Annotated in this window: 22 protein-coding genes; 13 read left to right on the top strand and 9 right to left on the bottom strand. The window is 70.0% G+C overall.

Annotated elements, in window-relative coordinates; translation table 11 throughout:
* The first annotated feature begins 106 nt into the window (after nucleotides 1-106).
* The 5 genes from Pmi06nite_RS33380 to Pmi06nite_RS33360 all read left to right on the top strand — a co-directional run bounded on the left by Pmi06nite_RS33380 (nucleotide 107) and on the right by Pmi06nite_RS33360 (nucleotide 6211).
* Nucleotides 107-1381 (top strand): extracellular solute-binding protein, encoded by a 1275-nt coding sequence (locus Pmi06nite_RS33380; RefSeq protein WP_203957167.1) that lies wholly within the window; start codon nucleotides 107-109, stop codon nucleotides 1379-1381.
* A 97-nt stretch (nucleotides 1382-1478) separates the two neighbouring features.
* Nucleotides 1479-2567 (top strand): carbohydrate ABC transporter permease, encoded by a 1089-nt coding sequence (locus tag Pmi06nite_RS33375; protein WP_239114377.1) that lies wholly within the window; start codon nucleotides 1479-1481, stop codon nucleotides 2565-2567.
* Nucleotides 2564-3388 carry a carbohydrate ABC transporter permease gene (locus Pmi06nite_RS33370; protein ID WP_203957166.1) on the top strand — a complete coding sequence of 275 codons (825 nt, stop codon included), beginning with the start codon at nucleotides 2564-2566 and terminating at the stop codon, nucleotides 3386-3388. The genes Pmi06nite_RS33375 and Pmi06nite_RS33370 overlap by 4 nt, the downstream gene beginning before the upstream one ends.
* A 74-nt stretch (nucleotides 3389-3462) precedes the next feature.
* Entirely contained in the window at nucleotides 3463-4749 is a 1287-nt protein-coding gene (locus tag Pmi06nite_RS33365; RefSeq protein WP_203957165.1) for a beta-N-acetylhexosaminidase, read from the top strand.
* A 52-nt stretch (nucleotides 4750-4801) separates the two neighbouring features.
* Entirely contained in the window at nucleotides 4802-6211 is a 1410-nt protein-coding gene (locus Pmi06nite_RS33360) for a cellulose binding domain-containing protein (protein ID WP_203957164.1), read from the top strand.
* 86 nt (nucleotides 6212-6297) lie between these two features.
* Here Pmi06nite_RS33360 and Pmi06nite_RS33355 read toward each other — a convergent pair whose 3' ends face one another.
* Nucleotides 6298-6981, bottom strand: coding sequence for a DNA alkylation repair protein (locus Pmi06nite_RS33355; protein WP_203957163.1), 684 nt, complete (start codon nucleotides 6979-6981; stop codon nucleotides 6298-6300).
* A complete protein-coding gene (locus Pmi06nite_RS33350; protein WP_203957162.1) occupies nucleotides 6978-7661 on the bottom strand; it encodes a TetR/AcrR family transcriptional regulator in 684 nt (227 codons plus the stop codon). The genes Pmi06nite_RS33355 and Pmi06nite_RS33350 overlap by 4 nt, the downstream gene beginning before the upstream one ends.
* A gap of 188 nt (nucleotides 7662-7849) precedes the next feature.
* Between Pmi06nite_RS33350 and Pmi06nite_RS33345 the strand changes: the two genes are divergently transcribed.
* The 3 genes from Pmi06nite_RS33345 (at nucleotide 7850) to Pmi06nite_RS33335 (ending at nucleotide 11687) form a co-directional block, all read left to right on the top strand.
* Nucleotides 7850-9226, top strand: coding sequence for an alkaline phosphatase D family protein (locus Pmi06nite_RS33345; protein ID WP_203957161.1), 1377 nt, complete (start codon nucleotides 7850-7852; stop codon nucleotides 9224-9226).
* 82 nt (nucleotides 9227-9308) lie between these two features.
* Nucleotides 9309-10796, top strand: coding sequence for a glycoside hydrolase family 3 protein (locus tag Pmi06nite_RS33340; protein WP_203957160.1), 1488 nt, complete (start codon nucleotides 9309-9311; stop codon nucleotides 10794-10796).
* Between the two features lie 66 nt (nucleotides 10797-10862).
* The gene (locus tag Pmi06nite_RS33335) at nucleotides 10863-11687 is read left to right on the top strand and encodes an ATP-grasp domain-containing protein (protein WP_203957159.1); all 825 of its coding nucleotides are present in this window, start codon (nucleotides 10863-10865) and stop codon (nucleotides 11685-11687) included.
* 102 nt (nucleotides 11688-11789) lie between these two features.
* Here the strand turns inward: Pmi06nite_RS33335 and Pmi06nite_RS33330 are convergent, their stop codons facing one another.
* Nucleotides 11790-12752 (bottom strand): helix-turn-helix transcriptional regulator, encoded by a 963-nt coding sequence (locus tag Pmi06nite_RS33330; protein WP_203957158.1) that lies wholly within the window; start codon nucleotides 12750-12752, stop codon nucleotides 11790-11792.
* Nucleotides 12753-12845: 93 nt separating this feature from the next.
* Between Pmi06nite_RS33330 and Pmi06nite_RS33325 the strand changes: the two genes are divergently transcribed.
* Entirely contained in the window at nucleotides 12846-13466 is a 621-nt protein-coding gene (locus Pmi06nite_RS33325; protein ID WP_203957157.1) for a TIGR03086 family metal-binding protein, read from the top strand.
* A 107-nt stretch (nucleotides 13467-13573) separates the two neighbouring features.
* The gene (locus tag Pmi06nite_RS33320) at nucleotides 13574-14689 is read left to right on the top strand and encodes a winged helix DNA-binding domain-containing protein (RefSeq protein ID WP_203957156.1); all 1116 of its coding nucleotides are present in this window, start codon (nucleotides 13574-13576) and stop codon (nucleotides 14687-14689) included.
* 157 nt (nucleotides 14690-14846) lie between these two features.
* On the opposite strand, the gene Pmi06nite_RS33315 is transcribed toward Pmi06nite_RS33320, so the two are convergent.
* The 3 genes from Pmi06nite_RS33315 to Pmi06nite_RS33305 form a co-directional block, all read right to left on the bottom strand.
* On the bottom strand, nucleotides 14847-15308 hold the full coding sequence (locus Pmi06nite_RS33315; RefSeq protein ID WP_203957155.1) for a TIGR00725 family protein: 462 nt from the start codon (nucleotides 15306-15308) through the stop codon (nucleotides 14847-14849).
* 42 nt (nucleotides 15309-15350) lie between these two features.
* Complete coding sequence (locus tag Pmi06nite_RS33310) at nucleotides 15351-16112, bottom strand: SDR family oxidoreductase (protein WP_203957154.1); 762 nt, start codon at nucleotides 16110-16112, stop codon at nucleotides 15351-15353.
* Between the two features lie 236 nt (nucleotides 16113-16348).
* Nucleotides 16349-16795: a hypothetical protein gene (locus Pmi06nite_RS33305; RefSeq protein ID WP_203957153.1), complete on the bottom strand. Its 447-nt coding sequence runs from the start codon at nucleotides 16793-16795 to the stop codon at nucleotides 16349-16351.
* Between Pmi06nite_RS33305 and Pmi06nite_RS33300 the strand changes: the two genes are divergently transcribed.
* The 3 genes from Pmi06nite_RS33300 (at nucleotide 16783) to Pmi06nite_RS33290 (ending at nucleotide 19045) form a co-directional block, all read left to right on the top strand.
* Complete coding sequence (locus tag Pmi06nite_RS33300) at nucleotides 16783-17535, top strand: GntR family transcriptional regulator (RefSeq protein ID WP_203957152.1); 753 nt, start codon at nucleotides 16783-16785, stop codon at nucleotides 17533-17535. The genes Pmi06nite_RS33305 and Pmi06nite_RS33300 overlap by 13 nt on opposite strands.
* A 186-nt stretch (nucleotides 17536-17721) precedes the next feature.
* Nucleotides 17722-18312: a GNAT family N-acetyltransferase gene (locus Pmi06nite_RS33295; RefSeq protein ID WP_203957151.1), complete on the top strand. Its 591-nt coding sequence runs from the start codon at nucleotides 17722-17724 to the stop codon at nucleotides 18310-18312.
* 52 nt (nucleotides 18313-18364) lie between these two features.
* The gene (locus Pmi06nite_RS33290; RefSeq protein WP_203957150.1) at nucleotides 18365-19045 is read left to right on the top strand and encodes a copper homeostasis protein CutC; all 681 of its coding nucleotides are present in this window, start codon (nucleotides 18365-18367) and stop codon (nucleotides 19043-19045) included.
* Between the two features lie 63 nt (nucleotides 19046-19108).
* Here the strand turns inward: Pmi06nite_RS33290 and Pmi06nite_RS33285 are convergent, their stop codons facing one another.
* From Pmi06nite_RS33285 to Pmi06nite_RS33275, 3 genes are all read right to left on the bottom strand, one after another.
* The gene (locus Pmi06nite_RS33285) at nucleotides 19109-20287 is read right to left on the bottom strand and encodes a DUF6986 family protein (protein WP_203957149.1); all 1179 of its coding nucleotides are present in this window, start codon (nucleotides 20285-20287) and stop codon (nucleotides 19109-19111) included.
* 122 nt (nucleotides 20288-20409) lie between these two features.
* Complete coding sequence (locus tag Pmi06nite_RS33280) at nucleotides 20410-21738, bottom strand: FAD-dependent oxidoreductase (RefSeq protein WP_239114381.1); 1329 nt, start codon at nucleotides 21736-21738, stop codon at nucleotides 20410-20412.
* 188 nt (nucleotides 21739-21926) lie between these two features.
* Complete coding sequence (locus Pmi06nite_RS33275) at nucleotides 21927-23402, bottom strand: Hsp70 family protein (RefSeq protein ID WP_203957148.1); 1476 nt, start codon at nucleotides 23400-23402, stop codon at nucleotides 21927-21929.
* Between the last annotated feature and the right edge of the window lie 342 nt (nucleotides 23403-23744).

Raw genomic sequence — 23744 nt, 5'->3', positions numbered from 1 at the left:
CGCCGACATTTCCCTTTAAATATGGGTCTTGACGGCACAACTGGTTAAGACCACTCTATCCGCAGTAGGCCAATTACTTACCAATATATGACCACTGGGAGTAGCCATGAGGCGCCTTCTCGCCGCGGCCGCGGTGCTCACGATCGCAGCCGGTCTCACCGCGTGCAGTTCCTCCACCGAGACCCAGGGTGAGGGCCCCGGCTCGGCGGGCGGCACCGCCTCCACCAAGCTGACCGTGTGGATCATGCGGGACAGCATCTCCGACGCGCTGGTCCAGCGCTTCACCTCGGACTACCAGTCCGCGCACGCGGGAACCACGCTGGACATCCAGATCCAGGAGTGGGACGGCATCGGGCAGAAGGTCACCAGCGCCCTCGCGAGCAACGACGCCCCCGACGTCATCGAGGTCGGCAACACCCAGGTCGCGGAGTACGCCGCGAGCGGCGGCGTCAAGGACCTCACCGACAAGACCACCGACCTCGGCGGCGCCGACTGGCTGCCCGGCCTCGCCGAGCCCGGCAAGATCGACGGTAAGCAGTACGGCATCCCGTGGTACGCGGCCAACCGTGTCGTCATCTACAACAAGGACCTCTTCGAGAAGGCCGGCGTCACCGCCGCACCGAAGACCCGCGACGAGTGGATCGACATCACCACCAAGCTGAACAAGGGCGGCGACCAGGGCATCTACCTCCCCGGCCAGAACTGGTACACCCTTTCCGGCTTCATCTGGGACGAGGGCGGCGACCTGGCCGTCAACGACGGGACCACCTGGAAGGGCGGCCTCGACACGCCGCAGGCGCTCGCGGGCATGGACTTCTACAAGAAGCTCCAGGCCCTCGGCGACGGCCCGCGCGACTCCGACGAGGCCAACCCTCCGCAGGCCGACGTCTTCGCCAAGGGCGACGTCGCGCAACTGATCTCCGCTCCCGGCGGCGCGGTCGCGATCGAGAAGGCCAACCCCGACCTGAAGGACAAGCTCGGGTTCTTCCCGATCCCGGGCAAGACGGCGGACAAGCCGGGCGCGGTCTTCACCGGCGGCTCCGACCTGATCATCCCGGAGGCGTCCAAGAACCAGGACGCGGCCTACGAGGTCGTCAAGGCGCTCGCCGGCGAGAAGTTCCAGACCGACATGGCCAAGGAGATGTCGTACGTGCCGAACCGCGTGTCGCTCGCCGGGGTGCTGAGCGGCAGCGAGGGGGCGGCGGCCATGGCGATCGGCGCGGCGAACGGCCACGCCACGCCGAACTCGCCCAACTGGGCCGCGGTCGAGGCCAAGAACGTCATCAAGGAGTACATGACGGCGGCGCTCACCGGTGACGCCGCCGCGGAGGCCGGCAAGGCCTCGCAGTCCATCGCCGAGATCCTCAACACCAAGTCCTGAGAGCCCGGTGTCCTGAGAGAGCCGCCTGTCCCGTTCCGCCCCCTCTCCTCCCTTCCCGGGGGCGGAACGGGCGGGCCAGGTGTGTGAGAGGAAAGTCGTGGCCTCCGAGGCTCCACAACCCCCCGGGAACCTCCTGTCCGCCGGGATCTCCGTACCGTCGGGGCGGCGCCGGCCCGGCGCCGGAGAGCCGTCACATCCCGGTTCCGGGGACGCCGGCGGCCGGCACCCGTCCGCGGCGGCCCGGCCCTCCGGCGTGAACCCCCGGCGCCGGCGCTCCGGCCGGGGCGCCGTGCGCACGATCGCCGCGGCCTGGCCGTACCTGCTGGTCCTGCCCACCGTGATAGGCACGGCCTATCTGCTCTTCTATCCGCTGCTGCGCAGCGTGGTGATCTCCTTCCAGCACTTCCGGACCGGCGAGCTGATCCGTGGCGGGGCGGCCTTCGTCGGTCTGGAGAACTACCAGGACGTGCTCGGCAGCGCCGAGTTCTGGACGGTGGTCCGCCGCACACTCGTGTGGACCGCGGTCAACGTCGTCCTCATCATGGTGATCTCCACGCTCACGGCGCTGATGATCGTCCGCCTCGGCAGGCGGATGCGGCTGGCGGTGATGAGCGGCCTGGTCCTCACCTGGGCCACCCCGGTTCTCGCCGCCACCACCGTCTTCCAGTGGCTGTTCCAGTCCAGACTCGGCGTCGTCAACTGGGCGCTCGTCTCCCTGGGCTTCGACTCGTTCGACGGGTTCAGCTGGTTCGCGAGCGGCCAGGCGACGTTCGCCATCATGGTGCTGCTCATCGTGTGGCAGTCGGTGCCGTTCGCGGCGCTCACCCTGTACGCCGGGCTGACCACGATCCCGGCCGAGCTGTACGAGTCGGCGAGGATCGACGGCGCGGGCGCGTGGCAGATCTTCCGCGGCGTCACCTTCCCGATGCTCCGGCCGCTCTTCGGCCTGATCACCTCGCTCGAGGTGATCTGGGTGTTCAAGTGCTTCGCCCAGATCTGGGCGATCACCAAGGGCGGCCCCGACGACGCCACCACCACGTTGCCGGTGTACGCCTTCCAGGTCGCCCAGTCGCTGCACAAGTACGACCTCGGTTCGGCGATCTCGACGCTCACCGTGCTCATCCTGCTGGTCGTCCTCGTCGCGCACCTGCGGCGCATGTACAAGCACGAAGGAGAAGGCCTGTGAAGCTCCGCCGGCTGCCCCTGAACGTCGCGGCCCTCGGCGTGCTGGTCGTGTCGGTCTTCCCCGTCTACTGGATGGTGGTGACCGCGTTCAAGCCAACCAGGGACATCCAGGCCGACACCCCGCAGTTCCTGCCCCTCCACCCCACGCTCGACCACTTCAGGACCGCGGTCGGCGCGGACGGTTTCGCCCAGTTCTGGCGCAACAGCCTGCTCGTCTCCGTCACCGCCGTGGTGCTGGCGCTCGCCGTCGCCCTGCTCGCCGCCTTCGCGGTGGCCCGCATGCGCTGGCGCGGCAGGAAGGCCTTCATCCTGATGGTCTTCATCGCGCAGATGGCGCCGTGGGAGGCGCTGCTGATCCCGATGTTCATCATCGCCCGCGACACGGGGATGCTCGACAAGCTGTCGATGCTGACCCTCATCTACTTCATCGTCACGCTGCCGTTCACCATCGTCACGCTGCGGGGATTCCTCGCGGCGATTCCGGCGGAGCTGGAGGAGGCCGCCCAGATGGACGGGGCCGGCAGGGCGGTCGCCTTCCGCCGCGTCGTCCTCCCGCTGCTCGCACCGGGCCTGATGTCGACCTCGCTGTTCGGGTTCATCACGGCCTGGAACGAGTTCGCCTTCGCCAACGCCCTGATCATCAAGAACCAGGACGACCGGACGCTGCCCGTCTGGCTCTCGTCCTTCAGCAACGTCTTCGGCACCGACTGGGGCGCGACGATGGCCGCCGCCTCCCTGTTCATGGTGCCGGTCCTGCTCATCTTCCTGGTCCTGCAGCGCCGCGTGACCACCGGATTCATCGCCGGCGCCGTCAAGGGCTGAGCCGCCCCGCTCGTGTGTCATCGTGCGGCCCACCGCCGGGCCGCTCGTCAATCCTGCCTGGAGGGAATCTCAACGTGATCATTCCGCGGCCGAGGGAACTGGCCGTCCTCGGGGGCTTCGTCACGTACGCGGACAGTGCCGTACTGCTGTCGCATGATCGTGACCTGGGACCGGAGGGGTACCGCCTGAGCGTCTCCGACGGCGTGATCGATCTGGCCGCCGGCGGGCCCGTCGGCGAGTTCTACGGCAGACAGACCCTGCGGCAGCTCGGCGCGGCCGTGCCGTACGGGACGATCGAGGACGGTCCGCGCTTCGGCTGGCGCGGCGTGATGCTCGACGTCGCCCGGCACTTCATGCCCAAGGAATTCGTGTTGCGGCTGATCGATCTGATCGCCGAGCTCAAGCTGAACGTGCTGCAGCTGCATCTGACCGACGACCAGGGCTGGCGCCTGGAGATCAAGCGGTATCCCCGGCTCACCGAGGTCACCGGCGACCACTACACCCATGACGACATCCACGAGATCGTCTCGTACGCGGCCGACAGGTTCGTCCGCGTCGTCCCGGAGATCGGGCTGCCCGGGCACGTCCAGGCCGCGCTCGCCGCCTACCCGCACCTGGGCAACGACCCGGGCAGGCGGCTCGGCGTCTGGGACCGGTGGGGGATCAGCGAGCACACCCTCAACCTGGAGGAGTCCACGATCGCCTTCTTCCACGACGTGCTGGACGAGGTCGTCGAGCTGTTCCCCGACGACTACGTGCACGTCGGCGGCGACGAGTGTCTGCCGGGGGAGTGGGAGCGCACGCCGCGGGCCCAGGAGCGCATCCGCGAGCTCGGCCTGCCGGGCGCGCACGCGGCGCGGGCCTGGATCACCTCCCGGATGGCCGAGCACCTCGCCGCCCGCGGCAGGAAGCTCGTCTACTGGTACGAGAAGGCCGACGGCCCGCCGGGCGCGACCACGATGACCTGGCTCGACGAGGAGAGCGGTCCACAGGCGACGCTGGAGGGCAGGGACGTCGTCCTCGCCCCCCACCTGCGCACGTACCTCGACTACCCGCCGGTCCTGGAGCCGGGGCCGTTCGCGCCCGACCGGGTGCTGTCGCTCTCCGAGGCCTACCACTTCGACCCTCCTGCCGCCCCCGAGCGGGCCGACGGGCGGATCCTCGGCGTCCAGGCCCAGCTCTGGACCGAGTACATGCCCACCCCCTCCGATGTGGAGCGCCAGGCCTTTCCCCGGCTCTGCGCGTTCGCCGAGGTCGCCTGGGGTTCCGCGGGCGACTACCCCGACTTCCTTCAGCGACTCCACCCGCACCTGGCCCGGCTGGAAGCCCAGGGTGTCCGGGTCGGGCCGTTCATCCCATAGGCCACGGGGGACCGCCAGACCACGGGGGACCACACCCAAGGAAAGGACGAAAGTGTCCAGCAAGAAGTGGTTAGCCGGCGGACTCGTGTCCGCCCTCGCCCTCATCGGCGTGGCCGCCCTCCCGGCCGACGCCGCGACCTCACTCCGCGTCCAGTACAAGACGAGCGCCGCCGGAGCCACGGCGGACCAGGTCGAGCCGTGGTTCAACCTCGTCAACAGCGGCACCACGGCCGTGCCGCTCAGCTCGGTGAAGATCCGCTACTACTTCAAGGCCGACTCGCCCACGCAGCAGTACCGCTTCGCCTGCTCGTGGGCGGTGGTCTCCTGCTCGACCGTGACCGGCACGTTCGGCACGATCTCCCCCGGTACGGCGACCGCCGACCGGTACCTGGAGGTGGGCTTCACCGCGGGTTCGCTCGCTCCCGGCGCCCAGACGAGCGACCTGCAGTTGCGGTTCTACCGGGCCGACTGGCAGCGGATCACGCAGAGCGACGACTACTCCTTCAGCTCGTCCAGGACCACCTACGCGGACTGGTCCAAGGTGACCGCCTACCAGAACGGCGCACTCGTCTGGGGCGACGCCCCGGCGGGCGGCGATCCGACGCCGACGCCGACACCGACCACGTCGCCCAGTCCCCCGCCCACCGGCGGCAACGCCGGAGTCGTCTTCGACGACTTCACCTACACCGACGCCAACGACACGCGGATCAACGCGCACAATTGGATCATCCGTACGAACCAGGGCGGCCCCGGCATCCCCGGCGCCTCCTGGCCCAAGGAGAACATCTCCTTCCCGGTCGTCTCCGGCTCCAACAAGGCGCTGCAACTCAAGTCGGTCACCGACGGCACCGGTTCGGGCACGCAGCAGTCGGAGGTGCTCAACCAGCGCAAGTTCCTCGAGGGCACCTACGCCGCCCGGGTGAAGTTCTCCGACGCCCCCGTCAGCGGTCCGGACGGCGACGCCATCGTGGAGACCTTCTTCACCATCACACCACTCAACCGCGACCTCGACCCGGACTACAGTGAGCAGGACTTCGAGTACCTGCCCAACGGAGGCTGGGGCGAGCCGTCCAGCATCATGTACGCCACGTCGTGGGAGACCTACCAGAACGAACCCTGGCTGGCCGTCAACGTCCACGGTGAGGTCCGCCAGAGCTACGACGGCTGGCACGACCTGGTGCTGCAGGTCTCCGGCGGCACGATCAAGTACTACATCGACGGCGCGCTGTTCGCGGAGCACGGCGGCGTCTACTACCCCGAGACCGTGCAGTCGGTGAACTTCAACCTGTGGTTCATCAGCGGCGGCCAGATCGGCAGTTCGACCCCGCGCACGTACGTGCAGCAGGTCGACTGGTTCTACCACGCGAAGAACGAGGTCGTCGCGCCCAGCGAAGTGGTCAACCGGGTCAACGGCTACCGCACGGCGTCGACCTCCTGGGTCGACACGGTTCCCGGTGCCTGACCGGCGATGAGACGGCACGGCTCGCGCGTATTCGGGGCGCGCGAGCCGTCAGCCCCGTGTCCCCGGGTCCGCCGGGCCCCCTGTTCTCAGCCCTGGCCGGGGATGTTGCGCAGGGCCTCGCGCCGGGACAGCCCGGAGATGCCGTGGTGGCTGATGTAACGGACCACCTCGACCGGGTCGGTCTTGGCGTACTCGCGCAGCGCCCAGCCGATGGCCTTGCGGGCGAAGAAGTCGATGTCCGACAGGCTCGGCTCGATGCAGGCGTACAGCAGGCCGCGGTCGGTGGCGTCCTTGAAGGAGTTCTGGCAGATGATCGCCGTGCGCCGCTTCCACAGGTCCGGGCCGTGGGCCCATTCCAGCATCAGCGGGCGCATCGTCTCGGGGAACAGCCGCAGCAGTGGTCCGATCCTGCGGATGGCGAGATCGTCCACGAAGTCCCACCAGGCCCCTGTGACGATCATCTCCTCGTACATGGGCAGTGTGTAGAGGGTCTGCCAGGGCTTGTAGTAGCGGAAGCCCGACAACTCGATCGCGGCGTAGCGCTCCTCGCGGTACTCGGCCTCCCGCCACAGCGCGAGCACGGTCCTGCGCCACTCCGGCGCCGACTCCAGGCGGTGCTCGGCGAAGACCCGCCGCAGGGCGGCACGCCGGGGGACCGCCGTCACCCCGAGGTACGGCATCTCCGATTTCATGTACGCCCGCATGGCGGAGGCACTCGACGGATCGGCCACCTCGGCGAGCGCGGCCCGTACCTTCTCGACGAGTGTCATGCCGGCTGCGTCGTCCGGTCCCCGGTGGCGAGTCCGTCGAACAGCACCTTGATGTAGTGCTCGGCGAGGGCGTCGGTGTCGAGGCGTCCGCCGGGACGGAACCACCGGACCGCCACCCAGATCCCGTCGCGGATCATGCGGTAGGTGAGCTTGGGGTCGACGTCGGCGCGGAACTGGCCGCTGGCCTGGCCACGCCTGATCTGTTCCATCCACATGCGCTCGACCTCGTCCTCGGCCCGCACGAGATAGTCGAAACGGTCGCCGGGCAGCGAGCGGAGGTAGTTCCAGTCGTTCTGCATGACCGTGATGGCCGCCCGGTGGGGCTCGAGGGTGTGGAACCCGATGCTGACCAACTGGGACAGGGCCGCGCGCGCGTCCGCGGCGTCGGCGAGCGCCGCGCGGTAGCGGGCGATGAGGTCCTCGAGGAAGGTGCGGAGCACCTCGTCGACGATCGTCTCCTTGGAGTCGAAGTGGTGGTAGAGGCTTCCCGAGAGGATGCCCGCCTCGTCGGCGATCTCGCGGACCGTAGTGGCCTGGAAGCCCTTGCGTGCGAAGAGTTCGGCGGCGAGCTTCACGAGGTGGTCGCGCCGCTCCGACGCCGGGCCGGTCGCACCGGTCCGTTTCGCCCGTACGGGAGCGGCGGTGGCGCCGGAGTTCTTACGCTGGTTCACGCCGACCATTATGAGCCTTCGAGCAAGAGCTTGCTCGAACGCCCTGAGGTTTCCCTGTGCTCAGCCCGTGCGAGTGTGCACAACTTCGGGCATTCCACCCCTGGTCGGCGCCCCGTCCCGGCCGGCCTTGGCTCCGCCTGCTTGCGACCTTGCGCAAGCACGCCGGACTCGACGGCGGGTAGGGCAGGATCGGAGCCATGGCGAAACTGGGCTATCCGTTCACACTGGGGGTGGCTTCGGGAGAACCCTTACCCGACGGGGTGATCCTGTGGACCCGTCTGGCGCCTGAACCGCTGCACCCCACCCGGCCGGGAGGCATGCCCAACCAGACGATGACCGTCCACTGGCAGGTGGCCGAGGACCGGGCGTTCGCGCGGGTGGTCCAGGCGGGCACGGCGGCGGCCAACCCCGACTGGGCCCACAGCGTACACGCCGAGATCACCGGGCTGCGGCCGGGGACGGAGTACTTCTACCGCTTCTCCGTCGACGACCACACCAGCCCGGTGGGCCGCACCAAGACCGCCCCCGATCCCGCATCCACGGACCCCGTGCGGTTCGGGGTCGTCTCGTGCCAGCGTTACGAGCACGGATACTTCACGGCCCTGCGTCATCTGGCGGACGAGGTCCCCGACGTGATCCTCCACCTCGGCGACTACATCTACGAGTACGGCAAGCCGGCCCATCCCGCGCCGGGCCGCTACGTGCGCAGGCTGGAGCCGGAAGCCGAGTGCAGGACGCTGGGCGCCTACCGCGACCGCCATGCCCGTTATCGCATGGACGCCGACCTGCAGGCCGCCCACGCGGCGGCTCCGTGGATCGCGCTGCCCGACGACCACGAGGTCCGCGACGGCTACTCGGGCAGGCTGCCGGGTGACGGCAGCAGCCCGGGCGCGTTCCTCAAGCGCAGGACCGCCGCGTTCAAGGCCTACTTCGAGCACCTGCCGCTGCGCGACCGCCCGCAGGGTGCGAACCTGCGCAACCACCGCTTGCGCGCCTACGGCAAGGTCGTCGACTTCGTCCTCGCCGACACGCGGCAGTACCGAGAGGGGCGGGACCTGCTCGGCCCCGAACAGGAGCAGTGGCTGACCGACCGGCTGGACGCCTCGACCGCCCGGTGGAAGGTGCTCGCGCAGGCGGTGTTCTTCGCGCCGCGGAGGTTCCCCGCGGGGTCGCTCAGTGCGGACGCCTGGGACGGCTACCCCGAGTCGAGGGCCCGCGTGCTGGCGCACGCCCCCGACGGCCTGGTGGTGCTGAGCGGGGACGTCCACAACGCGTGGGCCGGCGACCTGCGGTCGGACTGGGCCGACCCGGGCTCGAAGGCGCTCGGCGTCGAGTTCGCCGGCACGTCGGTGACGAGCATGCCCGGCGAGGTCGACTCCGGCGCGGTCCTGGAGTCGAACCCGCACCTCGCCTTCTTCGACGGCCGGCGCGGCTACATGTCCTGCACGGCCGCCGCCGACCGGTTCCAGGCCGACTACCGGGCGGTCGACTTCGTGGACCGCCCGGGGGCCTCCGTGTCGACGATCGCGCGCTTCCAGGTCGTGGGGAACAAGCTGCGACATGTCGATCTGTAAAATCCGAGGTCAATAGACTGGCGAATAGGAAAGTTTCCTATTAGATTTCTCGCATGCCAGAGCGCTGCCCAGTGGGCACAGTATGAAGCGAAGCCCGGACCTTCTCCGTCTGGCCGAAACGGTCCTCCTTCCCGGCTTCGTGGGAACCGCGGCACCCGACTGGGTGCGCCGGCGGCTCGCCGACGGACTCGCCGGAGTCGTCCTGTTCTCCAGGAACGTCGACACCCCCGCGCAGCTCGCCGACCTCACCTCGGCTCTCCGGGCGGAGAACGCCGACATCCTCATCGGGATCGACGAGGAGGCCGGCGAGGTCACCCGCCTGGAGGCCCGCACCGGAAGCTCCCGTCCGGGGAACTACGCGCTCGGCGTGGTCGACGACGTGGCCCTGACCGAACAGGTCGCCCGCGACGTCGGACGTGACCTGCGCACGGCGGGGGTGAACATCGACTTCGCGCCGGCGGCCGACGTCAACTCCAACCCGGACAACCCGGTGATCGGCCTCCGGTCCTTCGGCGCCGACCCCGCTCTGGTCGCCAGGCACACCGCGGCCTGGATCCGGGGACTGCAGGCCGCCGGGGTCGCCGCCTGCGCCAAGCACTTCCCCGGGCACGGCGACACGTCAGTGGACTCGCACCACAGCATCCCCCGGGTCACCGCCTCGGCGGAGGAGCTGGACGAGGTGGAGTTGTGGCCCTTTCGCGCCGCGATCCAGGAGGGCGTCCGCTCGGTCATGACGGGTCACCTGCTCGTGACCGCGTACGACGACGAACTCCCCGCCACCCTCAGCCCGAAGATCCTCACCGGCCTCCTCCGGAATCGGCTCGGTTTCGAGGGGCTCATCGTCACCGACGGCATCGAGATGGCCGCGGTCGCCGGACGCTACGGGCTGGGCGGCGCCAGCGCGCTCGCCATCGCGGCCGGCGCGGACTCCATCTGCGTGGGCGGGGAGAACTCCGACGAGGCCACGGTCGAGCTCATCCGCGACGCCATCGTCGACGCCGTCATCGAGGGCACCCTGCCTGAGGAGCGGCTGGCCGACGCGGCGGTCCGGGTGCGGGCACTCGCCTCATGGCATGCCGCCGCGGCCGAGACGGAGCTTCCCGACGAGATCGGGCTCGCCGCGGCCCGCAGGGCCGTCAGGGTCACCCGCAGGCCCGGCATGCCTGCCGTCCTGCCCCTGGTGGTGGCCGCCCACGTGGTCGAACTGGCGCCCGAGACCAATCTGGCCATCGACAAGGGCATGCCGTGGGGGGCGGGTGAGCCGCTGAGCAAGCTGCTGCCCGGCACCACGGTCACCCGGTTGAGCGAGCCGGAGGCCGGGGACGGGGCACCCGACCGCGTGCTGTGCGAGGCCGCCGACCGGCCTCTGGTCATCGTCGTGCGCGACGCGCACCGGCACGCCTGGCAGCTGGACTTCGTGGAACACGTCCTGGCCGCCCGCCCGGACGGCGTGATCGTGGAGATGGGCCTGCCCGGCCGTACGGACCTCGGGGCGGTGCACATCGCCACCCACGGCTCGGCCCGGGTGTGCGGCCAGGCCGCCGCGGAGGTGCTGACAGGCCAGGCCTGACGCCGTTTCTGCCCGCTCGTCCCGGGTCCGTACGATGGTCGCCGACAACGGGGAGATGAGAACTCGATGAAGGTCGCATACGTCACCTGTGACAATCCTGTCGCGCGGTTCGACGACGAGCGGGAGATCCTCCTGGGGGCCTGGCTGGGAGCCGGGATCGAGGGGACGACGCTCACGTGGGACGACCCCCGGGCCGACTGGTCCTCGTTCGACGCCGTCGTCGTCCGTTCGGCGTGGGACTACATCGAGCGCCGTGACGAGTTCACGGCCTGGGCCCGGCGGGTCGAGCAGGCGACACGGCTGTTCAACTCGGCGTCCGTGCTCGAGTGGAACACCGACAAGACCTACCTGCGCGGCCTGGGTGTGCCGACCGTGCCCACCCACTGGGCCGAGCCGGGGACGAACGCGGAGCTTCCCCACTGGGAGGAGTACGTCGTCAAGCCCGCGATCTCGTCCGGCGCGCGCGACACGATGCGCACCGCCGATCGGGATCTGGCGGAGGCGCACGTCGCCAAGCTCGTCGGCGCGGGCAGGACGGCCATGGTGCAGCCGTACGTCAAGGCGGTCGAGCACGAGGGGGAGCTGTCCCTCCTCTACTTCGGGGGCGAGTTCAGCCATGCCGTACGGCGTCACCCGATGCTGACCGAGACCGCGATCGACGATGCCAACCGGGCGCGCCTGCGCGATCCCGACGACGACCAGTTCGCCCTCGCGGAGCTCGTCCTGAGCAAGGTGGGGGAGCGCCTGCTCTACGCCCGGGTCGACCTCGTCCGCATGCCCGACGGGGAGCCGGTGCTCATGGAGCTCGAGGCCGCAGAGCCGTACCTCTTCCTGCGTTACGAGCTGGACGCGCCGGAGCTGTTCGCGCGGGTGCTGGCCGACAGCCTCTGAGCCGTGCCCGGGGCCGGGTGCCGCGCGGCCGTCCCCGGCTCGCTTCGGGCGGATCGAGCCGCGGCGTACGGCCGGCGCGCACGTGCGTGGCCTGCCGGCGACCTACCCGTCGAGGGCCTCGGTGTAGCGGCGGGCGAGGGTGCGGATGTGGGCGACCAGTTCGGGTGGGCCGTCGACGCGGAAGTCCATCATCAGCATGCTGAGGTAGATGGCGATGGTCTCCAGGGCGTCGGCACCGGTGACGAGGATGCTGGTGTGGGAGTCGACGGCTTCGACGACGCCGACGGCGGGGTTGATGCGGGCGATCACGGTTTCGGCGGGGGCGAGGACGGTGACGCGGGCATGGACTTTCCAGCCGGTCTGCGCGACTTCGCGCAGGACGAAGGCGACGAGGTCGTCGTCGGGCAGGGAGCGGGCGGCGAAGCGGCGGGACGCGGACCGGACGCGGGTCAGGTCGGCGACGGGCAGCGCCCGCCAGGTGTGTGCGCCGAGGTCGTAGGCGACCAGGAACCAGCGGCGGCGCCAGCTGATCAGGCGGTAGGGCTCCACCTCGGTTTCGGTGTCGGCGCGGGTCGCCAATAGGGTCGCGCCGTCGCGGATCGCGCCCGCGACAACAGTGAGGGTGGCGGCGGGCACCGGGGCGTCCGGCTCGCGGGAGCCGACTGTGGCGGGCCCGACCGCGGTGGCCGACCGCAGGGCGGTTACTTTGCGCTGCAGGCGTTTCGGGAGAATCTGCTGGAGCTTGGCGAGCGCCCGGGTGAGGCTGGCGTCGATGTCCGCGATCCCGGTGGAGCCGTCCTCGGCCAGGCCGACGGCCAGCGCCACGGCCACCGCCTCGTCGTCGTCGAGCAGCAGCGGGGGCATCTTCGTGCCCTGTCCGAGCCGGTATCCGCCTACCGCGCCGCGCACGGCGTGCACCGGATAGCCGAGTTCGCGGAGGCGCTGAATGTCTTGCCGCAGTGTGCGATCGGCGACGCCGAGGCGCTCGGCGAGTTCGCGGCCCGTGTAAGACCGGTCCTGCAGCAGGGACAGCAGGCGCAGCACTCGGGTTGTCGTCGGAGCCATCTCTTTCTTACCCCCGGACCTATTAGGAACGAAAGTAGCCTAATAGGCCTTTAGGTTGGTGTTACAAGCAAGAAAGAGATCGAAAGGCAGATCATGAACGCCACCGACACCCCCACCTCCCTGCAGCCGGTCTGGCGTGAGGTGCTGGCCGCCTCGTACCGGGCGCTGGAGAACAGCGTCGCGGGTGTGCAGGACGGCCAGGGGGACGACGCCACCCCCTGCTCCGAATGGACGGTCACCCAGGTGATTCAGCACGCCGCAGGTGACCAGCTCGCCTACGCGAAGATGCTCGGCATCGGAAACGGTCCGGCCTACGACCCCTTCTCGCCTTCCGGAGCAGTCGACGGCACTGCGGCGGAGCTGGTGAAAGACGCCGTCGAGCAGACCGCCGCGGCGTGGGCGGCGGTGTCCGACGACACCGAGACCGTTCCGACGCCGCTGCCGCACGGTGACCTGCCCACTCCGGTCGCCGCGGTGATGTGCGCGCTCGACGCCGCCGTGCACGCATGGGACATCGCGATCGCCACGGGCCAGCCGTCCCCGCTCGACGACGAGCTCGCCGGCCACCTTCTCGCCGTCGCGAGGGGTATCGTCGAACCGCTGCGCCAGTGGGGTGCCTACGCTCCCGTGGTAGAGGCTGAGGCTGCAGACAGCCCTTCCTCCACCCCGGTCGTCGACGACCTGCTCCGCTACCTCGGCCGCACCCCGCGCTGACGATCGACATCCCCGAAGCCCTCATGACCCCGGCTCACCAGCAGACGATCACTCCGGCGGGATTGTCGGCGGCGACGGCTACGGTGACCGCGAGGAGGCGGCAATCAGTGGAACTCACCCCCCAACAGGTGCTCGGCCTGCGGATGTCCAGCCTGTTGCTACGAGCGTCGGCCGGTGGCGCCGGCCGGGCGGCGGGCGTGGCCGAAGTGGTGACCTGGCTCGGGGCGATGCAGGCGCAAGACCTGGCCAGCGGTCTGTGGTCGTTCGGCGCGCGACTGCCCGGATACACCGCCGCCGACGTCACCGCCGCGCTTGAGCGGCGTGAGGCGCTGCGCACGTGGCCGATGCGCGGCACCATCCATTTCGTCCCGTCCCGCGACGCCCGCTGGATGCTCGAATTGATGGGTGTCCGGGTGCTGAACGGCGCGGCGAGGCGGCACGAGCAACTCGGCCTCTTGGAGGAGACCGTTGTCGAAGCCATGGAGGTGCTGGGCTCGGCCCTGGCCGGCGGCGGGCGGCTGAGCCGGTCGGAGTGCCTGGCCGTGCTGGCCGGCAAGGGCATCGACACCAGTGGCCAGCGCGGCTACCACCTGCTGTGCTACGCCAGCCAGCGGGGCCTGCTGTGCATCGCCCCCAACATCGGCAACGAGCAGAGCTTCGTGCTGCTCGACGAGTGGGTCCCCGACCCGCACCGGCCAGAGCGCGACGAGGCGCTGGGCATCGTCGCCCTGCGTTACTTCCGCGGCCGCGGGCCGACCACCCGGCACGACTTCGCGGGCTGGACCGGCCTGACCGCGGCCGACGCCAAACGCGGCATCGCCGTGGCCGGCGACGCGCTGGCCCGGGTGACCGTCCACGGGGTGGAGACGTACCTCGACGCCACGCTCCTCGACACCGCCCCTCCTCCGGCCGGCGACGACGACGAGGTGCTCGTGCTGCCGGGGTTCGACGAATACCTGCTGGGCTACAAGGACCGCTCGCTCATGGTCGCCGACGAGCACAAGGCGGCCATCACCCCCGGCAACAACGGGGTCTTCCGGTCCACCGTGGTACGCGCCGGCCGGGTCGTGGCCACCTGGAAACGCACCCTCGCGAAAAGCCGGGTGCGGATCGCCGTTCAGCCGCTCGTACCGCTCCACAGAAGCGACCGGGCGGAGGTCGAGCAGGCGTTCGAGCAGTACGCGCGGTTCGTGGAATGCACCCCGGAGGTGCGCTGGCCGTGACCCGTCGCGTGTCCTGGCACACATGACCCACGCCATCTCCCGACCACTCGACTTTCGCACCTGCCTGGTCACACCGCAGACGCCGGCAGCAGACCCGCGCCCGCAGCAACCACTACTGGAAACGCCGGCTCAGATATCACGAAATCAGGCCGTAGTACTAGGCCAGGGCGAGGCGCACGGCGTCGGCCGGGTCGGCGGCGGGAACCGGCCCGGGGACGGGCTCTCCGGCCGAGTCGAGGATCCGCCACCCGCCGAGAGTGATCACGGGAGTGTCCCCGCGCCGAGCCAGTGCCAGTTCGGACAACGTGCCCCATGACCCGCCGACCACGATGACCGCGTCGGCGGCCCGGACGAGGAGGGCGTTGCGCGCCTCGCCCAAGCCGGTGGGGATCACGACCATGAGGTCGCGACTCGAGCCCGTCCGATCCCGGCCGGACAGGATGCCGACGACGACGCCTCCGGCTCGGCGGGCGCCCGCGGCGGCCGCGGCCATGACACCGCCGTAACCCCCGCACAGGACGACCGCGCCGCGCTCGGCCAGCAGGCGGCCCACTGCCCGGGCGGCCGCCGCCTCGTCGGGAGTGCAGTCGGCCGGTCCGCACACCGCGACCTGCGTCATGGCGGTCATCCTAGGCGGTCGGTCCCTTCCCAGGAGGCGGGCTCAGCCGTGGGTGGAGATCCCGCCGTCGACGGGGATGACCGCGCCGGTGAGGTAGGCGCCCGCCCGGGAGGCCAGGAAGATGGCCGCGCCGGCCATGTCGTCCGGCCTGCCGATCCGCCCCAGCGGCACCGAGTTCTCGACGAGCGAGCGCGTTCCCGGGTCGTCGAGGACGAACGCCATCATCTTCGACTCGAACGGCCCCGGTGCGATGGCGTTGACCGTGATCGACTCCACGGCGAGCTGGTGGGCGAGGTGACGGGTCAGCATGTGGACCCCCGCCTTGGCCGCCGAGTACGCGTAGTTCTCCATCGCCGGGACGCGGATGCCGTCGATCGAGCCGATGTTGATCACGCGTGCCGGGTCGTCGGCCGACGCGGATGCCCTGAGCAGGGGAAGGAACCGCCGGGTCAGGAAGAAGATCCCCTTGACGTTGATGTTCCAGAGCTTGTCGAAGGCGTGCTCGGGATACTCCTCCAGCGGGGCGCCCCAGCTCGCGCCGGCGTTGTTGACCAGCACGTCGAGCCGGTCCTCGCGGGCCGACACGGCCTCGACGAGCGTCTCCACGCCCTCGGGCCCCGACAGGTCGGCCTGTACGGCATGGCATCCGAGCTCGGCCGCCGTGGCCTCGAGTTCGTCCTTCTTGCGCGAGGAGATGTAGACCGTCGCGCCCGCGTCGAGGAAACCGGCCGCGATCATCTTGCCGATCCCGCGGGAGCCGCCGGTGACGACGACCGTCTTGCCTTCCACCGAGAACAGAGTCATGCCCGAAGCATACCGACCGGTCGGTCCCGTGCCAGGGCGGTCTCAGCGGCGTTCCCGTGGCGGGGCGGTCGTCGGCGGCGCGGAGGCCGGCGAGGGGGCGGACGCGTCGCCGAGATGGCGACGCGTCCTGGCGGGCGTGGGGGACCCGCCAGGACGCGCACCTCCCCGGCGGGAGGCTTCGACCCCGGCGAGGGTTGGGGTCGAAGCCTCGCTTGATCGCGCGGAGTTCAGGGGGATCAGCCGTCGTCCGACTGCTGCTCCGGCACGCGGTAATGCCGCATGATCAGGCGTGTCGCGCCGTCGGGATCGTCGGACGGATGGGTGACCACCAGGTCACCTTCGCTCCACACGAAGCATCCGTTCTTGCACCAGACGGTCAGTTCGGTAGATACCGACAGCACGGACATGCCGTTCCCATTGCTCTGATAGGTGTGGGTGAATCCCTGCCGGTGCAGGGCGTAGCGAAGCAAACGGGTCGCCTCGCCGGGATCGCGCCAGGGCAAGTACGGCGTACCCGCGCGGACCGCTAGCACCGGCTCCCACCCCCATTTGATGGATTTGTACCAACGTTTGGATAATGCGCGGCCCAGCGGGGTCAGGTCAAGGGGTTGTTCCCCGGCAGACCGAGATCGTCTAGATTTGTTGGAACAAAAGGGTAGATTGAGGAAAGATGGCACGATCATCGCTCTACCAACAGGTGGCCGCCGAAGTACGCCGGGCCATCTATACGGGTGATCTCGCGCCAGGCGACCAGATTCCGACCGAGACCGACCTCATGGAAGCGCACGGCGTCAGCCGCAACACGGTACGGCTGGCACTGGGCGAGCTGGAGAACGAGGGTCTCATCCTCCGGATGCGCCGGCGAGGAACGTTCGTACGCGAGCGCCGGCCCCTTCTCATGCGTCCCCAGGACGAGTTCCTCCCGCTCGACCAGAGTGAGCCCCGTTTCGACTCGTTCGTTCACGCGGTCACCTCGGAGGGCCGCAGAGCCGATCAGAACATCGAGGTCTCGATCGTCAAACCCCCGGAGGACGTCTCCATCCGTCTCGCCCTGGGCGACGACTCCCTCGCCGTCGTCCGCCGCCGTCTCCGTTTCGTGGACGGCCAGCCGTACAACACGTATGACTCGTATTTCCCGCTCGATCTCGTCGGAGACTCGGAGATCGCGAGGCCGGGGGACATCAAACGCGGGGCCAACCGCGTACTGGCGGAGCTCGGACATCACCAAGTCCGAGCTGTTGACGACATTTCGGCACGTATGCCGACTCCGGATGAAGCATTGCAACTTCAGCTGGAACCGGGTACGCCAGTTGTCGTTTATGTCCGAGTTGGATATGACTCGGGCGATACGCCGGTGCGCGTCGCCGTGTCGGTTCTCCCCGCCGACAAGCACCTGATCAGATACGAGCTGGAACGTCATTGACGAAACACGGATGACCCCTCGCCGGAGGGGTCGTCTCTGGCTGTGCGCCCGCCGCGAGCGATCACCGCGCAACGCTCGGGCACCCTGACGCTGCTTTCCGCCTTTCGCTGACGCGGCCGCCGTGCGGCGTGCGGTCGTCACTCTTCGTGTTCACATCAACTCGCTCAGCACCGGAAGGACTCTCTCATGCCCACGAACACCCTCGATCTGCCGGTCGAACTCACGCTCCGTCGCGCCAAGCCGGGCGATCTCCCGACCGTGCTCACCCTTCTCGCCGAGGCGGCGAAGTGGCTGAACGCCGCCGGAGTGCACCAGTGGCCGGACGGAGGCTTCCCCGCCGCGCGGATCGAGCCCCTCATCGAGCAGGGCACGATGTACCTGCTGGACGACGGGAGCGATCCCGTTCCCGCCGCGACCATGGCGCTGGACGGCCACGCCGACCCGGAGTTCTGGACAAGGAGCGACCGGCCGGGTGACGCCCTGTACGTGCACAAACTCGCCGTCAGCAGGGCCTACTCGGGACAGGGGCTCGGCGAGGTGCTGCTGGACTGGGCCGCCGGCCGTGCCGCCGAGGAGGGCCGGCGCTGGCTGCGTCTCGACTGCGCCAAGGACAACCCCCGGTTGCAGGCCTACTACCGCAGGTTCGGGTTCCGCCACGTGCGCACGGTGGACCTGCCGCACCGCGCCTCGGGTGCGCTCTTCGAGCGCCCCGCCCGCGGGGCGGGATACGGCCGCGCTCTTGACATCGAGGCTCACAAGGAGTTGATCCGGGCCTGAACAGGGGCGGATGCCGTACGGCGTCGCAAAGGGACCCGATACTGTTCGCATCATGACCGGATCTCTCCTGGAAGTGATCGCGCTGGACGTGCGCGACGCGGTGGCCGCCGAGGAGGGCGGTGCGGACCGCCTGGAGATCGTGGCCGACATGAGCTCCGACGGGCTCACCCCCTCGGCGGACACCGTGGCGGCGATCGCCGGGGAGTGCGGCTTGCCGCAGATGGTCATGCTGCGCCGCAACGCGGGTTTCGGCGTGACGCCCGAGGAACTGGACCGGCTGCGCCGCGACGTCAAGGAACTGTCCGAGGCGGGCGCGGCCGGATTCGTCTTCGGGTTCCTCACCGGCGACGGCTCCGTGGACATGGACGCCACCGAGGCGCTGATCCACGCCGTCGCGCCGCTGCCGTGGACGTTCCACCGGGCCGTGGACCACGCGGCCGACGTCCGGGCGGCCTGGCGCGCCGTACGGCTCCTGCCCAACCTCGCCACCGTGCTCACGGCGGGCTCTCCCGACGGTGTGGGTGACGGCCTGGCGGTTTTACGCACCAGGGCCGAGGCGGGGGACGGCCCGCTCACGCTCGCCGGGGGAGGGCTCAGGACCGAGCACGTCCCGGTGCTGCTCAACTACGGCATCAGGGCCTTCCACGTCGGCAGCGCCGTACGGGAGTCGTGGAGCCTGCCCGTCGACCCGGCCCGCGTGCGCGCGTGGCGGGAACTCGTGGACCTCGACTGAGATCACCCGCAGGCGCGGCCGCGGGAAGGCGCCGCCGCGTGAGCACGCGGGAGGAGACGCGGGTCAGGACAGCGCGTGTTCGGCGCGGGCGAGGGCCGAGACCAGAGTCCTGATCGTCGCGGGTTCGTCCAGCACGCCGCCCTCCGCGGCACGCCGGTCCTCCCACGCGCGGACCCGCTCGGCGTAGGCCTCGTAGCACTTGTAGTGGAAGGCGTAGACGGTCGCGAACCGGCTGATGAGATGGGACGGATGCATGTCCCAGCCCTGGTAGTAGCCGTGCGCCAGCGAGTGGCGCACCTGGGCGGAATGCCGCTGGAGGAGCTCGCCGACGTCCTCGGCCGAGTCGGAGGCCGGAGCCGCCGCCAACGAACCGTCCGAGAGTTCCACTCCGGTGCCGGCCAGGGCCGTCTGCATGACGTGCCTGGCATGGTCGCAGGCGGGGTGGTCGAGCCGCTGCTCGTGCGGCGGCAGGCCGATCGAGGCGGTGTAGTCGAACACCCCGAAGTGCGCCGCGGCCAGCCGTCCGCCCAGCGAGGGGACCAGATCGGCGGTCCGCTGGAGGAACAGCACGGTCTGCGGCGCCTCCACCTGCATCTCGAACCTGAGCGTGCCGCGGTCGAGGCGCAGGGCCTCCTCCAGCGCCTCAAGGCACCGGGCGAACTGCCCGAGGTAGGCCTCGACGAGGACCTTGGGGAAGGTCACGACGAACCCGTCGGGCAGGCGTCCCGTGCGCTTCAGGACTTCGGTCAGGAAGCCGTCCAGCGTGCGGATCGACCGGCGGGGGTCCCCGTCGGCGAAGGACTTGACCCGCAGCCCCCAGCGCCGGGGCAGCGTGCCCTCCTCGTGCATCGCCGCGACCGTGGCGGCGGCGCTTTCGACGTGGAGGTCCTCCTCGTCCCACGACCGGAGTCCGTAGCCGTCCTCGAAGTCGATCCGCAGGTCCTCGATCGGCTCCGCGGCGAGCTTCTTCCTCAGCCGGTCGTGGACGGGCGTCGCGAGGTCGATGTCGAGACCGAACAGCGAAGCCAGTTCGGTGGGCGCGAAGACGTGCCGGTGCAGCAGTTTCATCGCGGCGTGCCGCCAGTCGGCCACGATCCCCGGCGTCACCCGGTCGGCGGGGACGTACACCGTGTGCACCGGCTGCCAGGCGATCTCCTGTGCCGGATAGCGCTCCAGTTGCCCACGATGAGCCTCGTCGAATCCCTCGAGCGACTCGTCCGGCTCGGCCAGCGTCGTGTCCATGGCCCGATCTTCGCAGAGACCCCCGCGATCGGGGAAAGCCGGCGCTGCCGGACGGGGCGCGGCCCTCGTCTCGTGGATAGGGCCGGGCTTCGCCGGGCCGCCCGTCCTTCAGACGGCCCAGGTCAGGGCGTGGCGTCCTGCGCGGGATGGGTGACCCGCCCGCAGGCGGCGAGCATGGCGGTACGGCCGACCAGCTTGACTCGTTCGCCCCGCTTGAGCGCCGTGGCCAGCTCGGCCTCGGCGGCCTCGATCGCGAGCCAGTCCTGGTAGGTCAGGGGAGTCACGCCGCGGGCGCTCAGGAGATCGTCCAGACGGATGCGGGCCGTTCCGGGCGCCGTGTCGGCGAGCAGTGTGCGGACGGTCTCCGCGGCGTCGGACTTGTTGGTCCCGATGACCCCGGTCGGCCCCCGCTTGAGCCAGCCCGCCACGTACTGCCGGTCCGACACCTTGCCCGCCACGTTGGGCACGGTCATCGTGGAGCTGTCGAAGGGCACCCCGGCCAGCGCGACGCTCTGGTAGCCGACCGACCGCATCACCATGTCGGCGGGTATGGTCTCGAACTCGTTCGTCCCCACGACCCGGCCGTCCTGCAGGCGCGTGCGCTCCAGCCGGATGCCCTCGACACGGGAGACGCCGAGGATCTCGACAGGGCGCAGCCAAAAGCGCACCTCCAGGCGCCTCGGCCGGTCCACGGGCACGCGCTCGGACCACGAGCGGAGGACCTCCACGTTCCCCCGGGTCTGGCGCGACAGCGTGGTGAGGTCCTCGACCTCCACCTCGTGGGGGAAGGTGAGGATGTCGGCGTTGATCAGCTCGCCGAGCTCACGCAGCTCCTTGAGGGTGAACTTGGCGTGTTCCGGTCCTCGCCTGCCGACCATGTGGATCCGCCGGACCCGCGAGGCCTCCAGGCGTCGCAGGACCTCGTCGGGGACATCGGTGTCGCGCAGCTCCTCCGCCCCCTTGGCGAGCACGCGGACCACGTCGACCGCGACGTTTCCGACCCCGATGACCACCACGTCCTCGGCGTCGAGGGAGAAGGTGTCGGGCGGCACGTCGGGATGCCCGCAGTACCAATTGACGAAGTCGGTGGCGGCCACGCTTCCCGGCAGATCCTCGCCGGGCACGCCCAGGTGCCTGTCCACCATGGCGCCCGTGCAGTAGACGACCGCGTCGTAGCAGGACAGCAGGTCGTCCGCCGACACGTCGGAGCCGAACTCGACGCCGCCCAGGAAACGGACGCCCGGCGCCTCCAGCACGCGGCGAAGATAACCCGCGATCGACTTGATCGACGTGTGATCGGGGGCCACGCCGTACCGCACGAGCCCGTAGGGCGTCGGCAGACGCTCGAGCACGTCGATCTCGACAGGCCCCTGGGCCTGCTTGGTCAGCGCTTCCGCCGTGTAGATCCCGGCCGGACCCGATCCGACGACCGCTACGCGCAACGCCATCATGGCCTCCACTTGCAGACGTCCTCCCCGTGATTCTCAATCATCGGCACCCCTCCGGGCCAGAACCTGGGCGTGCGACCTGTCCGGCGCCGTGTCCGCTCGGGTCCCCGTGTCCGGGGTTCCCGTGCCCTGAGGCCGGTGTCCTGAGCCGGTGTCCCGGGCTCCCGCGCCGGCTCGCGCGGACACGGTCGTCACTGGTCGGCGGGGCCGTCCAGGCGCGTCACCGGCTGCGGCCTCCCCGTGCCGGCGTCCCGCGCGGACACGCTGAAGAGCCCGCCGGCGTCGACCGCGAACGTGATCTCGATCTGTGGAAGGCCCCGCGGAGCGGGGTCGATTCCGGTCACCTCGTACCTGCCCAGTTCCGTGGCGGAGGCGACGCGTCCGTCGTTCCCCTGGAAGACCGCGACCTTGATCGATCTCTGGCCGTCATCGGCCGTGGTGAAGACCTCCACCCGCCTCGCGGGGAGCGGCGCGCCGCGCTCGATGATCGGGGTGAGCACGCCGCCTCTGGTCTCGATGCCGATCGAACGGGTCAGACGGTCGGTGGAGGCCCGTTCCGCGGTCTCGTCCGCGGGTTCCCCCGCCTGGAGGGCGGCGCCGAGGACCACGGACTCGTTCGGGCCGTCGGTGATGGGTTCCCTGCCGGTCAGCTCCCTGACCAGCGCGGAGAAGGCGGGCATCCGGGTCGCGCCGCCGGCCAGCACCACATGGGTGACGTCGGAGGCCCTCATTCCCGCCCGCTCGGTGGCCTGGTGGAAGGGGGCCCTGCAACGATCGAGCAGGTCGGCCGTGATCGACTCGTGTTCGCGCCTGGTCAGGGTCTGGTCCAGAAACAGCGGGAATGCCTGGCGCGACTCCCTGAAGGCCATGTGCACGCCCGTCTGCGACCTGTCGGAAAGCTCGATCTTGGCCCTCTCCGCCGCCTCCCCGAGGCGCTGGAGAGCCTGCTCGTCCCCGGACAGGTCGGCGTCGTGCGTGACCCTGTAGCGCCTCAGAAGCTCCTCGACGATGCGTCGGTCCCAGTCGTCGCCGCCCAGGCGGGCGTCGCCGCTCGCCGCCCGCACACTCACGCCGTGGGGGCCGACGTCGAGCAGGGACACGTCGAACGTGCCGCCGCCGAGGTCGAAGACCAGAACCGTCTGCTCCTTCCTCGCGCTGAGCCGGTTCAGCCGATGGGCCAGAGCCGCGGAGGCGGGCTCGTTCACGATGCGGAGCACGTTGAGGCCCGCGATCTCGCCGGCCTCCCTGGTGGCCTGCCGCCCGGCCTCGCCGAAGCAGGCCGGGACGGAGATCACCGCGTCGGTGACCTTCTCACCCAGGCGGGCCTCGGCGTCCTCCTTGAGCTTGCGCAGGATGAGGGCGCTGATCTGCTGCGGCGTGAAGGTCCTGCCGTCGATCTCGACGGTCCAGCCGGTGCCCATCCGGCGCTTGACCGAACGGACGGTCCGGCCGGGGTTGAACACGGCCTGCCGCTTGGCGGCCTCGCCGACGAGGACCTCACCGGTCTCGGTGAAGGCGACGACGGACGGCGTGGTCCGCGAGCCTTCAGCGTTGACGACCACACTCGGCACGCCGTCCCGGAGGACGGACACGGCGGAGTCGGTGGTTCCCAGGTCGATGCCCACCGCGCGTCGCGTCTCGCGACGGCTCCAGATCCTCTCGCCCATCGGCTCTCCTCCATGCGGTTATCCGGAAAGGACGCACGCGGTGAGTATCACGTTCGACCGCGGTCGGGGCAATGAGATGAAATTTCCGGGCAAATGATGTGTCATTTCAATAAAGGACGTCATTCATTTACCTGGAGGAAATGACCGCCCACCTTCGGCGGCGACCGGAAAAGGCGGTTCCGGTCGCGACTTTTCCGTCCCGGCGGGCCCGTCTCCGTGCGCCGCCGTACGGGCGCGGCCGGGGAGGGAGGCGCGGACGTGCGGTTCGTTCACGTCCGCGGCGGGGCGCACACCGCCCGGCCCGGAGGCGGCCTAGACCACGAGAACTCCTGCCGCGGCCCA

The sequence above is a fragment of the Planotetraspora mira genome (assembly GCF_016863275.1).
In the GTDB taxonomy this organism is placed as follows: Bacteria; Actinomycetota; Actinomycetes; order Streptosporangiales; family Streptosporangiaceae; genus Planotetraspora; species Planotetraspora mira.
Note: the sequence above shows the minus strand (reverse complement) of the source record. Positions and strands in the feature narration are given on the sequence as shown.

Bases quoted from the DNA above. Each gene is read 5' to 3' on its own strand.
- Pmi06nite_RS33380 (WP_203957167.1), top strand. From the start codon at position 107: ATGAGGCGCCTTCTCGCCGCGGCCGCGGTGCTCACGATCGCAGCCGGT.
- Pmi06nite_RS33345 (WP_203957161.1), top strand. From the start codon at position 7,850: ATGGCGAAACTGGGCTATCCGTTCACACTGGGGGTGGCTTCGGGAGAA.
- Pmi06nite_RS33280 (WP_239114381.1), bottom strand. From the start codon at position 21,738: ATGATGGCGTTGCGCGTAGCGGTCGTCGGATCGGGTCCGGCCGGGATC.
- Pmi06nite_RS33275 (WP_203957148.1), bottom strand. From the start codon at position 23,402: ATGGGCGAGAGGATCTGGAGCCGTCGCGAGACGCGACGCGCGGTGGGC.
- Pmi06nite_RS33330 (WP_203957158.1), bottom strand. From the start codon at position 12,752: ATGGCTCCGACGACAACCCGAGTGCTGCGCCTGCTGTCCCTGCTGCAG.
- Pmi06nite_RS33305 (WP_203957153.1), bottom strand. From the start codon at position 16,795: ATGATCGTGCCATCTTTCCTCAATCTACCCTTTTGTTCCAACAAATCT.
- Pmi06nite_RS33325 (WP_203957157.1), top strand. From the start codon at position 12,846: ATGAACGCCACCGACACCCCCACCTCCCTGCAGCCGGTCTGGCGTGAG.
- Pmi06nite_RS33285 (WP_203957149.1), bottom strand. From the start codon at position 20,287: ATGGACACGACGCTGGCCGAGCCGGACGAGTCGCTCGAGGGATTCGAC.
- Pmi06nite_RS33300 (WP_203957152.1), top strand. From the start codon at position 16,783: ATGGCACGATCATCGCTCTACCAACAGGTGGCCGCCGAAGTACGCCGG.
- Pmi06nite_RS33290 (WP_203957150.1), top strand. From the start codon at position 18,365: ATGACCGGATCTCTCCTGGAAGTGATCGCGCTGGACGTGCGCGACGCG.
- Pmi06nite_RS33355 (WP_203957163.1), bottom strand. From the start codon at position 6,981: ATGACACTCGTCGAGAAGGTACGGGCCGCGCTCGCCGAGGTGGCCGAT.
- Pmi06nite_RS33350 (WP_203957162.1), bottom strand. From the start codon at position 7,661: ATGGTCGGCGTGAACCAGCGTAAGAACTCCGGCGCCACCGCCGCTCCC.
- Pmi06nite_RS33295 (WP_203957151.1), top strand. From the start codon at position 17,722: ATGCCCACGAACACCCTCGATCTGCCGGTCGAACTCACGCTCCGTCGC.
- Pmi06nite_RS33310 (WP_203957154.1), bottom strand. From the start codon at position 16,112: ATGACTCTGTTCTCGGTGGAAGGCAAGACGGTCGTCGTCACCGGCGGC.
- Pmi06nite_RS33340 (WP_203957160.1), top strand. From the start codon at position 9,309: ATGAAGCGAAGCCCGGACCTTCTCCGTCTGGCCGAAACGGTCCTCCTT.
- Pmi06nite_RS33315 (WP_203957155.1), bottom strand. From the start codon at position 15,308: ATGACGCAGGTCGCGGTGTGCGGACCGGCCGACTGCACTCCCGACGAG.
- Pmi06nite_RS33335 (WP_203957159.1), top strand. From the start codon at position 10,863: ATGAAGGTCGCATACGTCACCTGTGACAATCCTGTCGCGCGGTTCGAC.